This is a genomic window from Corynebacterium sp. HMSC055A01, from assembly GCF_001809405.1.
Lineage (GTDB): Bacteria > Actinomycetota > Actinomycetes > Mycobacteriales > Mycobacteriaceae > Corynebacterium > Corynebacterium hesseae.
In genome coordinates this window covers 49,464-61,881 of record NZ_KV797536.1, presented here as the reverse complement: position 1 = coordinate 61,881, position 12,418 = coordinate 49,464, and the positions used below count along the sequence as shown (strand labels likewise).

General features: G+C 60.6%; 4 protein-coding genes. 2 read left to right on the top strand and 2 right to left on the bottom strand.

The window, feature by feature from the left end:
* Positions 1-60: 60 nt before the first annotated feature.
* A complete protein-coding gene (locus HMPREF2604_RS02375) occupies positions 61-1,782 on the bottom strand; it encodes a carboxylesterase/lipase family protein (protein WP_070562921.1) in 1,722 nt (573 codons plus the stop codon).
* Between the two features lie 115 nt (positions 1,783-1,897).
* On the opposite strand from HMPREF2604_RS02375, the gene HMPREF2604_RS02370 reads away from it, so the two are divergent.
* On the top strand, positions 1,898-2,659 hold the full coding sequence (locus HMPREF2604_RS02370) for a hypothetical protein (protein WP_070562918.1): 762 nt from the start codon (positions 1,898-1,900) through the stop codon (positions 2,657-2,659).
* A 153-nt stretch (positions 2,660-2,812) separates the two neighbouring features.
* A complete protein-coding gene (locus HMPREF2604_RS02365; RefSeq protein ID WP_070562915.1) occupies positions 2,813-6,535 on the top strand; it encodes a multifunctional oxoglutarate decarboxylase/oxoglutarate dehydrogenase thiamine pyrophosphate-binding subunit/dihydrolipoyllysine-residue succinyltransferase subunit in 3,723 nt (1,240 codons plus the stop codon).
* 491 nt (positions 6,536-7,026) lie between these two features.
* Here HMPREF2604_RS02365 and HMPREF2604_RS02360 read toward each other — a convergent pair whose 3' ends face one another.
* Positions 7,027-12,357: a G5 domain-containing protein gene (locus HMPREF2604_RS02360; protein ID WP_083299154.1), complete on the bottom strand. Its 5,331-nt coding sequence runs from the start codon at positions 12,355-12,357 to the stop codon at positions 7,027-7,029.
* Between the last annotated feature and the right edge of the window lie 61 nt (positions 12,358-12,418).

Here is a 12,418-nt window from a genome sequence, read left to right as displayed (position 1 = left end):
CATGTGGGAGTCTCACCCAGGCTGCTGCCAAGGCCCCACACATCTTACCTGCGTTTGCCCTCAATAGCTGCCGTCCGCAAGCAGGAATCCCAGTTCCTTCAGAATCTCCGGACGCCCGGTGCCCCACTCCAACATGTCGTAGGCCTCCCACGCTTGGCGACGCCCCTCCATCGGTGCCTCCTCGACGCGCGGCTCCACATCGAAAACCATCGTCGAGCGCTGCGGTGCGCGATATTGCGGCCAGTTGTCTTGAGGAGCCCCTCCCCTGATGAACTCGCCCCATTGCGCCTGCATGGTCTCCGTCACGTCATCCATTTCGGAGGATTTAGCAATGCTGGTGAGGAAGGAGACGCGTGATGCTCCCGGATCACCAAAGATATTGGAGAGCTCCATCGAATGCATCGCTCCCAAGCCCAACCAACGCAGTGCTGCCGGGGCGAAGTCGAAGCGGTACATCCACGTCGGATAGCGCCGCGCATGCTCCGAAGCCACGCGGACGGTGGGGGCCCAGAAGAGGGCGTCGGTAAGCAAGTCCCCGAAATCGCGGCGCGACACCGCACCACCGTATGCCGCGACGACATCCGGTGCGCTTTCCGGATCGAAGGAAGCTAGCAGGCGCAGCGCTGCGCGCTCACGCGCACTCTGACGCTGGTAAAGGAACTTGCCAAAACTAGCTTCACCGGAGTTGGTTCCTACAAGCAAGGGCACGGGGTGCTGGTTGCCGGCCTCGAAGGCCTCGATGGGGTGCTGTGGGATGAGGTCGCCGTCGACAGTCGGCGCATAGCAGGAATTTAGATACAGTAACTCCCCCGCGCGCCACATCATAGACTGACCGGAGCGCACCACGTCCGCGAAATCTTCGCGGCGTAAATCATCCGCGGTGGTATCACGCGGCAAGGCCATCTTGTGGACCAGCTCGCGGGCCCAAAAGACTGACTGCGCTCGCGAATGAATCATGCCGATCGGTGGTGATTGAGCAATCGCACGGTGGAACAGGCCCTCGGCGCGCGGAACAGCCATCAACGTCAGGACCGCAGCACCGCCGGCGGATTCCCCCATGAGCGTGACATTGTCTGGGTCCCCGCCGAAGGCCGCGATATTGTCCCGCACCCACTCCAAAGCCAAGACCTGGTCCGCCACCGCCGGGTTAGCGCACGCCTCACCGCCAAGACTGCGGACGTCGAGGTAACCCAAGGCGCCCAAGCGGAAGTTCACCGAAACATAGACCACGCCCATCTGCGCCGCGAATTCGAAACCGCGCAGCATCAACATGTGGGAGGAGCCCACGATGAAGCTGCCACCATGCAAATACACCACGACGGGCAGCTTCTCCCCTTCCTGAGAACCCGACGGTGCATCGGGCCCACCCGCATGGTGTGGGCGGACGACATCGAGGGTCAGGCAGTCCTCCGCGCCTTCAATGCGGTCGGTCCAGGAATAGACCGGCTGCGGGGCAACATGGCCAAACTCGCGGCAATCCCGGATCCCTTCCCAGGCCGGGGCAGGGCGCGGTTCCATGAAACGGTACGCACCCGACGTATCCGCGCCGAAGGGAATCCCGCGCCACGATCGCACGGGCGCGCTCAGTGGACGGTCCGTGCGCAATTCCTCTTCGATGCAGCCGCGTACCCAGCCGCCGCTGGTGAGGACCGTGAGATCGTCGGCAAGCGCAGTGCGTGCTGCCTCGTGGGCGGCGCGGGCACGGGCGCGGAGGGAATCTGCAAGCAAGCGCGCCGCGGCCGCGCTGACCTCACGCGGAGGGGAAGGCTCAAACTCGCTCATGTCTCATACCCTAGTGTGCTAGCTTGCCGACGCGCTCAATAAAGCTTTTTCGATACGGTGGTAAACATACAGTTCAGATTCACAATCAGCATTAGCAAAGAATTAAGGTGAGACAATGCTCGACAAGGTCTTTGACAAAAAGAACAAATCTGTTAGCCGCCGGGATTCATCTAAAGAGGGGGCCAGCACTTCCGAGACCGTAGGCACCTTGGAGGTTGATGAGTCCAACCGCATTACCCAAGGTTTCTTAGGAGCCATCGACAAGATCGTCTCAGTACAATCTTCCGTCATCATCAGCTACGTCGAAGGTCTAAAGAAGCGCAACTCCGACGCCAGCCCGGCTCAGCTCCAAGCACTCATTGACAAGCACTTCATGAACATCATCACCGGCACGGGTGCCGCCGCCGGTGCCTCCGCTGCTATCCCCGGTATCGGCCTCGTCACCGGCGCAGCCACCGTTGGCGCTGAATCCTTGGTCTTCCTCGAAGCAGCCGCGTGGTACATCCTCGCCTCGGCGCACCTGCGCGGTGACGACATCCGCGATAAGGAGCGCCGCCGCGCACTCGTGTTGGTGGTGCTCACCGGCTCCCAGGGTAGCGCCTTGGTCGATACCTTTGTGGGCGATGTGACCTCACTGTCCGGTGTTACCTCCGCGGCCACTCTCTCGCGCTTCTCCGGCCCTACCCTCAGCGGCCTCAACGGCCGCCTGACCAAGCTGTTTATGAAGCAGGCCACCAAGAAGCTGAAGTGGGCGTGGGTGTCTAAACTGCTGCCGATGGGTGTAGGCGCGGTGCTGGGAACAACCGCCAACCGCAAATTGGGCCGCCAAGTAATTGACCATGCCAACACTCAACTCTCCCCCCTGCAGGGGGAGTAAAGGCCGCGAAACGCGCCCAGGATAGTGGCCAAACTTACAGGGCCCGTATCATAAAGGAAGACACTTTTCGGGGTGCCTTTCGCACCCGTGGATTGGCCTACTAGAGTCGAATAAAGACAAACTTAGAAGCACAGAAAGAGGCGAGCATCTGCCGTGAGCAACTCGAGCATCTATGGCCCGAATGCGTGGCTGATTGACGAACAGTTTCAGCAGTACTCAAAGGACCCGGACTCCGTAGACAAGGAGTGGCGCGAGTACTTTGAGGCCAACGGGGCACCGAAGTCGGCCGCACAGTCCAAGGCTGCGGACGCTCCGGCCACCACCCCCGCACAAAAGAAGGGCGCGGCACAGGCTGCAGAGAAGTCCCCTGCCGCACCGGGTGCCAAGGCACCGAGCGACTCTAAGGCTTCTGCCGCGGCCGCTAAGTCCGCAAAGAAGGCGGAGAAGAAGTCCGAGTCCCCGCTGGATCGCATCAAGGATGCACCGGAGCCGGGCTCCCGCGTGCTCAAGGGCATGTTCAAGGCAATCGCCAAGAACATGGACGAGTCCCTGGAGATCCCCACCGCCACCACCGTGCGCGACATCCCGGTCAAGCTCATGTGGGAAAACCGTGCGATGATCAACGATCACCTCAAGCGCACCCGCGGCGGCAAGATCTCCTTCACCCACATCCTGGGCTACGCCATGGTCAAGGCGGTTCAGATCCACCCGGACATGAACGTGCGCTACGAAATCAAGGACGGCAAACCCACCGTGGTCCAGCCGGAGCACGTCAACCTGGGCCTGGCCATCGACCTCCCGCAGAAGGATGGTTCCCGCGCCCTCGTCGTGGCTGCCATCAAGGAGGCAGAGAACAAGACCTTCTCCGAGTTCATCGATGCCTACCAGGACATCGTTGACCGCTCCCGCAAGAACAAGCTGACGATGGATGACTTCTCCGGCGTCACCATCAACCTGACCAACCCGGGCGGCATTGGCACCCGTCACTCCATCGCCCGCCTGACCAAGGGTTCCGGCGCCATCATCGGTGTCGGCTCCATGGACTACCCGGCTGAATTCGCCGGCACCTCCGCAGACCGTCTGGCAGACCTGGGCGTCGGACGCCTGGTTACCCTCACCTCCACCTACGATCACCGCGTTATCCAGGGCGCTGAGTCTGGTGAGTTCCTGCGCACCATCGGCCAGCTCATTCTGGACGACGCCTTCTGGGACGAGCTCTTCGAGTCCATGGGCGTTCCCTACCAGCCCTTCCGCTGGGCTGCCGACGTCCCCAACACGGGCGTCGACAAGAACACGCGCGTCATGCAGTACATCGAGGCCTACCGCTCCCGCGGCCACCTGCTGGCTGACATCAACCCGCTGGGCTGGAAGCAGCCGGGCCTGCCTTGGCCGGATCACCGCGACCTCGACCTGGCTACCCACGGCCTGACCATCTGGGATCTGGACCGCACCTTCAACGTCGGCGGTTTCGGTGGCAAGGAGACCATGACTCTGCGTGAGGTGGTTACCCGCCTGCGCTCCGCTTACACCCTCAAGGTCGGCTCTGAGTACGCCCACATCCTCGACCGCGATGAGCGCGGCTGGCTGCAGGAGCAGATTGAGGCCGGCATGCCGAAGCCGACCAACTCTGAGCAGAAGTACATCCTGCAGAAGGTCAACGCGGCTGAAGCCTTCGAGAACTTCCTGCAGACCAAGTACGTGGGCCAGAAGCGCTTCTCCTTGGAGGGCGCTGAGTCCCTCATCGCCCTGCTGGACTCCATCGTGGACACCGCCGCTGGCCAGGACCTCGACGAGGTCGTCATCGGTATGCCGCACCGCGGCCGCCTCAACGTGCTCTTCAACATCGTGGGCAAGCCGCTGGCAGATATCTTCGGTGAGTTCGACGGCAACTACAAGGGCGGCCAGCTCGGCGGATCGGGTGACGTGAAGTACCACTTGGGTGCTGAGGGCGAGCACCTGCAGATGTTTGGTGACGGCGAAATCAAGGTCACCCTGGCCGCTAACCCGTCTCACCTCGAGGCCGTTGACCCGGTCATGGAAGGTATCGCACGCGCCAAGCAGGACATCCTGGACAAGGGCGCGGAGGGCCACACCGTCGTGCCGATCATGCTCCACGGCGACGCCTCCTTCACCGGCCTGGGCGTGGTCCAGGAGACCATCAACCTGTCCAAGCTGCGCGGCTACACCACCGGCGGTACCGTCCACGTAGTTGTCAACAACCAGGTTGGCTTCACCACCACCCCGGACTCCGGACGTTCCACGCACTACGCCACCGACCTGGCCAAGGGCTTCGACTGCCCGGTCTTCCACGTCAACGGCGACAACCCCGAGGCAGTTGTCTGGGTGGGCAAGCTGGCCACCGAGTACCGTCGTCGCTTCGGCAAGGACGTCTTCATTGACCTCGTCTGCTACCGTCTGCGCGGCCACAACGAGGCCGATGACCCGTCGATGACCCAGCCGCTGCTCTACGACATCATCGATGACCACAAGTCCGTCCGTGAGCGCTACACCGAGGAGCTCATCGGCCGCGGCGACCTCTCCGATGAAGAGGCAGAGGCAGCTGCACGCGACTTCCACGACCAGATGGAATCCGTCTTCACCGAGCACAAGAAGGCGCAAGAGGCTGGCCCGAAGGAGCAGACCGGTATTACCTCCTCCCAGGAGCTGACCCGCGGTCTGGATACCTCCATCACTGCCGAGGAACTCGCCGAGATCGGCGATGCCTACGGCACCCCGCCGGAGGACTTCGAGTACCACAAGCGTGTTCGCAAGGTTGCCAAGGACCGCCAGAAGACCTCCCGCGAAGGCGGCATCGACTGGGGTTGGGGCGAGCTCATCGCCTTTGGCTCCCTGGCCAACTCCGGCAAGGTCGTGCGCCTGGCCGGTGAGGATTCCCGCCGCGGTACCTTCACCCAACGCCACGCGGTGGCCTTCGACCCGCACACGGGTAAGGAATACAACCCCGTTGCGCACCTGGCTGAGTCCAAGGGCAATGGCGGCAAGTTCATGGTCTACAACTCCGCGCTGACCGAGTACGCCGGCATGGGCTTCGAGTACGGCTACACCGTGGGTAACCCGGATGCTGTCGTGGCCTGGGAGGCACAGTTCGGTGACTTCGCCAACGGTGCTCAGACCATCATCGATGAGTACATCTCCTCCGGTGAGGCCAAGTGGGGGCAGCTGTCCAGCCTGATCCTGCTACTGCCCCACGGCTACGAGGGCCAGGGCCCGGACCACTCCTCCGCCCGCATCGAGCGCTACCTCCAGCTGTGTGCTGAGGGCTCCATGACCGTGGCACAGCCGTCCACCCCGGCTAACCACTTCCACCTGCTGCGCCGTCAGGCTCTCGGCGAGATGAAGCGCCCGCTCGTGGTCTTCACCCCGAAGTCCATGCTGCGCAACAAGGCCGCGACCTCCTCCGTCGAGGACTTCACTGAGATCAAGAAGTTCCAGTCCGTCATCAATGACCCGAACTTCGTTGACATCAACGGCAAGAAGGTCGGCGATACCGACAAGGTCAAGACCATCATGTTGGTCTCCGGCAAGCTCTACTGGGAGCTGGCCAAGAAGAAGGAGGCCGACGGCCGCGACGATATCGCTATCGTCCGCGTGGAGATGCTCCACCCGATTCCGTTCAACCGTCTGCGTGAGGCTTTCGAGGCTTACCCGAATGCAACGCAGATTCGCTTCGTGCAGGACGAGCCGGCCAATCAGGGTCCGTGGCCGTTCTACAACGAGCACCTGCGTGAGCTCATCCCGGATATGCCGGAGATGGTCCGCGTGTCCCGCCGCTCGCAGTCCTCGACTGCTACCGGTAACGCGAAGGTTCACCAGATTGAGCAGAAGAACCTGCTGGAGGAAGCCTTCGACATCTAAAGGTGCTTATGACCTGAAGCGCTGACACACAGCACAGCGCCGAGCAAGGCCCCGGCCACCACGAGCTCACAACGAGCGTGGTGGCCGGGGCTTTTTCTTGACCGCAGGGAACCCAACAGCTGTGCCGCACACGCCTACGTCTCCCCCGCCCACCCTTCGCGCTCACAGGGGGACATCAATCAGCGACCACTAGCGCTCCCGGTGAGCGCGAAGGGTGACGCACACAAGAGTCCTAAGGCCCCGGCGGTTCTCAGCGTTTCGGCCGACAGGACAGCGGGCCCTCAATCTTGCTCAGTTCCGGTCGAGGGGCGCAACACCACGAAAGCTGACAAACCTTGCTCAATGCCAGCATCGAACTTCGAAGGCGTATCTGGACCTCGCAGTGCGATTGCGCAAGAAGAAACGCCCGAGCTTTTGCTCGGGCGTTTGCTCGTGGTTCACTCAACCACTGCCTTGGGGGCTGGCCAAGCCCCCCTAAGGAAACCTAGGTCTTAGGAATCCTTGCGGCGGCTAGGACGCAGAATCAACGCTGCACCAGCGATGAGCGCCAAAGCCACACCAACGAGGCCTAGGACGTTGGCACCGGTGTTGGCGAGCTTGCCAGACGAGGTACTCTTAGCAGAGGCCGGAGTGCTCGAGGTCGTGCCAGGCTGGCTGGCCTGGCTCGGCTGAGCATTCTGGTTCTGCGTTGGCGTCGGCTGTGCTTCCGTGTTCGGTGCCTTCGGCGCTTCCGAAGCTTCCGGTGCCTTCGGCTGCTGCGGCTTCAGCGGCTCGACCGGCTTGACCGGCTTCGTCGGCAGCTCCGGAATGTGCGGAGGCTTGAAGAAGTGGGCCAGTACCGGCGGGATAATCACCAGCGGGATAAGCGGCCACAGGCTGCTGAGGTCCGGAATGCTCGAAGTAGAAGAACCAGGGTTGTCAGGTTCTTCACTCGGGGTTTCCGTTGGGTCCTCGGTCGGGTCTTCCGTTGGCTCAACTGTTGGGTCGTCCGTCGGGTCCTCGGTTGGCTCAACCGTCGGATCGTCCGTCGGTGCTTCGCACTTGCACTTGGAACCCACGCGAATCTTGCGCGGGGTCGGCTCCTTGATGACTTCCTCAGAAGTCTCCGGATCGCCTTCCGGCACGCCGTCCTTGAGCTGCCAGGTGTTGGTTACTTCCTTCTCACCGAATTCGCCGGCTTGTTCCTCAACAATCTCGCCAACTTCCAAGTTCGGGTCGTACTCGATGATGGTGTCGAACGGAGTACTCTCCTTGTGCTTATACGTCAGCTCAGTCTCGTGGTGGTCCGCTGGTCCAACCTCGATGATGTGGGTCGTCGGATCGCTGATCTTCTCGGTGGATTCGTCCTTGGTGGTTTCACCGTCCTTAGCGGTGACAGTGACCGTGTGCTTAATCTCACCCTGCTTGCCTTGCTGGACAACTTGGGTTTCGCCCGGCTGCAGTTCAGGATTAACACGCATCTCGACCTCGAACGGAGTGTATTCAGTCCAATCGAAGTCCGTTGACGCAATCTTGCCCTTAGTACCAACCTTGACGATCTTCTTGACCGGCTCCTCGATGCGCTCAGTTCTGGTCTGAGTGTCTACGACCTTCGAGTTCTCAATGATCTTCGTCGTGATGACCTTGTCCTTGCCCAGCTTGCCCTCTTGAACGGTCTCCTGGGTACCGGCTTCCATCGTGTCATCGAAGATGAACTCGGTCTCGAACGGCACATCGACCTCGTACTCGGAGGTCTCAGAGCCCTCGGTCTTGGTGCCAACACGGATCACCGCATTGCTCGGCTCCTTAGTGCGCTCAGTGGTCACAGTCGGCTCACCATCCGGCTTACCGTCCTTGATCTTCTGAGTGAAGGTTACGGTCTCGCTACCGAGCTCGCCTTGCTTGTCGACGACCTGCTCGCCCTCCTTCAGCGTGTTGTCAAAGACAATCTTGGTCTCAAACGGAACCGGCTTTTCAACCTTGGTCACCACAGAGGTGTCTTTGGGCGCTGGGCCATATTCGATGATCTCATTGACAGGAGCCTTGGTCTGCTTCTCCTCCGGGGTCACCGTTGCCTGGTCGCCCTTCGCGGTGAAGTCCGCGGTGTAGGTCTTCTCACCCGGAACACCCTTCTGGACAACCTTGATCTCACCCGGCTTCAACTCCGGGTTCGGCCGGGTCTCAACATCGAACGGAACCTGAGCGGTCCACGTAACCTTCTCAGAGGCCTCAGACGGCTTGGTGCCAACGGTGATGACTTCGTCGACAGGCTGCTTGGTGATCTCTTCGGTGATCTTGGGATCGCCCGGCTTGGAGTTGACGATGTCACGCTTGATCGTCACCGTCTTCTCACCCGGCTCACCCTTGGTGGTCACTTTTGACTCGCCAGCAGGCATGTTCGGGTCATACTTCACTACAACCTTGTACGGGGCCTCAGCCTTGTAGGTCTCGGTGTTCTCACCGGTGGTCTTGGTACCGACGCGGATGATCTGCTCGGTCGGCTCCTTGGTGCGCTCCGTGGTGACGGTTGGGTCGCCGGAGGGCTTGCCGTCGACAAGCTTCTGCGTGGAGGTCTCAACCTCGGTGCCGAGCTCGCCCTTCTGATCGACGACCTGCTTGCCCTCTTCCAGGGTGTCATCGAAGACGACCTTGGTCTCAAACGGAATCGGCTTCTCGGTCTTGGTCACCAGCTCGCTCGGGGCCAGACCCGGGCCATACTCAATGATGCGCTTGACCGGTTCCTTGGTGGTCTTTTCCTCAGCTACCTCGGCCTTGTCGCCCTTAGCGGTGAACTTAGCGGTGTAGGTCTTCTCGCCGTCCGCGCCTTCCTGGACAACACGGGTTTCACCAGGCTTCAGGTCCGGGTTCTCGCGAACCTCAGTCGGGAAAGGAATCGGGACCGTCCAGGTCACGTCCTTGGCGCTCTCGGCAGGCTTGGTGCCGACGACAACGACCTCATTAACCGGCGCCTTGGTGCGCTCCCAGCTACCGTCCTTGTTCTGCTTCTCCGAGCCCGCCTTGCCTTCGGTTTCAACCGTGTAGGTACCGGCCGGGACGGTGTCGTCGTATTTGTAGACGACGTCAAACGGAACTTCGCGCGTCGGAACGTCAACAACGTTCACAACACCGTAAGCGGTGTCCGTGGAGCCATCCTCGTAAGTCACAGTAACCGGGATCTTGACCTGGTCACCCGGCTTGGCATCCTTAGGTGCGGTTGCGGTGATCTGGCCATTGTCATCAATGCTGACGGTCCAACCTGCCGGAACCTTACCCAACTTGTAGGGGTTTTCCTTCGCAACGTTGACGTTGTCCGGCTTCTCAATCGTCACCGGCAGTTTCGCAGTGTCACCCGGGTAGACCGTTTCCTCGGGGTAGGTTGGATCGGCCTCCCATTTGTTGGTCAGCTTCACCACGGTGGTCACGGGCACCTTCGGGGTGGATCCGTCTGGGGTTTCAACCGTGACGCTGATGGTCTTCTGCTCACCCGGCTTGGAATCCGCCGGCGGAGTGGAGGTCACCACGCCAGTTTTCGGGTCGATCGTGTACTTCCAACCGTCAACATCCTGTTCGGTGATCGGCGATCCATCGTCGTTCTTACCAAAGGAGAACTTCGATCCCTTCGGGGCGTCCTCAACATGGTGCTCCACAGACTGGTTCGGGCCTGTGACCTGTACGTCGTAGGTAGGGGCGATGTCGCTCTTGAGCACGACAACGGTGCCCTTGACCTGCTGCGGTTTAGCGGTGTTGTCGTAGTAGGCAAGAACCGGAACGTCCAGGATGTATCCTTCGGGCGCTGTCCGTGGGATGGTGGTGGTGATTTCACCAGTGTTCTCATCGATCTTGACGGTCCACGTACCGCTGTCATCCGTGACGGTGTACTCGGTCTTGCCGCCTTCAAACGTGTAGCGCTTCGGGGCTTCATCGTTCGTGTTACCGCTCAGGCCGCGCTCCGGGAGCTTCGGCTTGAGGCTCACCTTTGCGGTCGGCTTGTTGGTCACCGTGTCATAGTCGGGGATCTTGATGTCCACGATGGCTTGGAACTGCGTCTCAATCTCATCGGTGGTCTGATCCGGGTAGGTGGCCTTGATCTTGGGGGTGATGATGCTGCCCGGCGGGACGGTTTCGTCCGCCTTCGCGGTAACCCTACCGGTCTCATCGACGGTAACGGTCCAGCCATCCGGAACGGTATCCGGGTCAACCTCAAACTTCGCGGGGTGAACCGGGCCATGGCCCTTCATGATGGACTTGGTGCCAACCTGAGCCGTAATGCTCTGGCCCACCTTGCCCTTCGAAATACCTGGGCGCACTAGGTCGGTGACCTGGGTGTGGTTCGGTTCAACGACTACGAGCAACTCAAGCTCATCGGTGGAGCCGTTCGAGTACTCCACAATAACCTTCGGACGAGCGAAGGTGCCTGGCTTTGGCTCCTCTGGAGCGGTGACGGTGACGTTGTAGTCCTCGTCCGTCTCAACAGTCCAGCCCTCGTAGACGTACTTCTCATCCAGCTTGACCTTGGCTTCGAAGCCCTTTTCGCCCTTCTTCTTCGCTAGGTCCCTGATCAGGTCCGGGGTCTGGGTGAAGGTAACCTTCTGTGGCTCGGTAGCCAGCGGCCCGGTGGCGCTATCGACGCCGGAGATGATCGAGGCGTCGGTCTTGTCGTACTTCGGGGTGTGGTACTCGGTGTCGTCCAGGGAGAACGCCTTCGAGTCGATGACGTTCGCCTTGTTGTAGCGCGTCAGCGAGTTGGAGCTTTCGAAGGCCTGACCACCTCCGAAATTGTTATTCTCGACAGCAGCTTGAAGCTGATCGACGGTACGCGGCTTCGCCAGAACGGAGAAGTTCACGTTCTTGTCAGTTGCCAGGTCGGTACCGCGGTACTCAGGCCACGTGAAGTAAATGTCACCGTTGTCGTCGATGCGTAGATTCTGCTCGCCGCCAGACGCTGCAGGGTCCGTAGTTCCAATGAACTTACCGTTGCCGTCGTAAGCTTCCACAAGCATGCGCGACATTGAATCGTCCGTGCCGCCGTTAACAACTTCCGGAACGTTGATGTGACCGACCTTGGTCTCTTCCCCTGGGACGATGACGTGCTTTTCGAAGCTCTCCCACGAGACCGTAATCGGGTTACATTCGATGTTCTCGCTCGGCCAAGGGTTCACGACAGCCGTGTACAGGGCATTGGGGCCCTGAGTCGCTTTCAGGCCGTTGGGATTCTCCTTCGTGTACTTGCTCTGCCAGACGTAGCGCACCGGGTTATCTTTACCGGCCTCAGCGAACTGTGTGACCTCTTCCTCGGTCAGGTCGGCGTAAAGATTCAGGTTTCTCTGAGTACGTGATGCCGTAATACTGATGCTTTCATCGGCCTTCGCAGTGGCAGGCCCCAAATCACCAAGAGGGGTCTCTCCGGGGTCCTTCGAGGAAACTGAGCCAGCATTCAGTACGGCTCCCAAGTTTCCAGCATTAGTAAAACCCCAATCCGCGAACGTACGGTCCTGCGAGTTGTCAAAAGATAGGCTCAGACCCCAATCCTTTTGCTTTTCAACAGGCGTACCCGAGCTCGGTTCCACGGTATACCAGGTAAAACCCGCCTGGCTGCCGCTTGGGGAATTCTCATTGATCACACACGAACCAGCCGGCAGGTCCGAGGCCTTCTGCGCGTCCTTCTCCACCGCGCCGGACTTATCGCGGATGCCGCCAGTCAGCGTTGCGGCTGCGGCCTCGGGGGACACAGTATTAAAAGACGTGACGCTTAGCCCACTGAGCGCGAGAGTAATGGCGGAGAGAGCGGCCACTCCCCTGCGAGAGGCGCGACGGTGGGGCGAACTACTGCTTTGTGCATTCATTTCAATAGACCTTTCCAATGCAAAACTCTGCCTCGCCCCCCGCGGGAAAGCGTTGGTCTTA

Coding starts and splice junctions, on each gene's coding strand:
- HMPREF2604_RS02360 (WP_083299154.1), bottom strand. CDS start 12,357: ATGAATGCACAAAGCAGTAGTTCGCCCCACCGTCGCGCCTCTCGCAGG.
- HMPREF2604_RS02370 (WP_070562918.1), top strand. CDS start 1,898: ATGCTCGACAAGGTCTTTGACAAAAAGAACAAATCTGTTAGCCGCCGG.
- HMPREF2604_RS02375 (WP_070562921.1), bottom strand. CDS start 1,782: ATGAGCGAGTTTGAGCCTTCCCCTCCGCGTGAGGTCAGCGCGGCCGCG.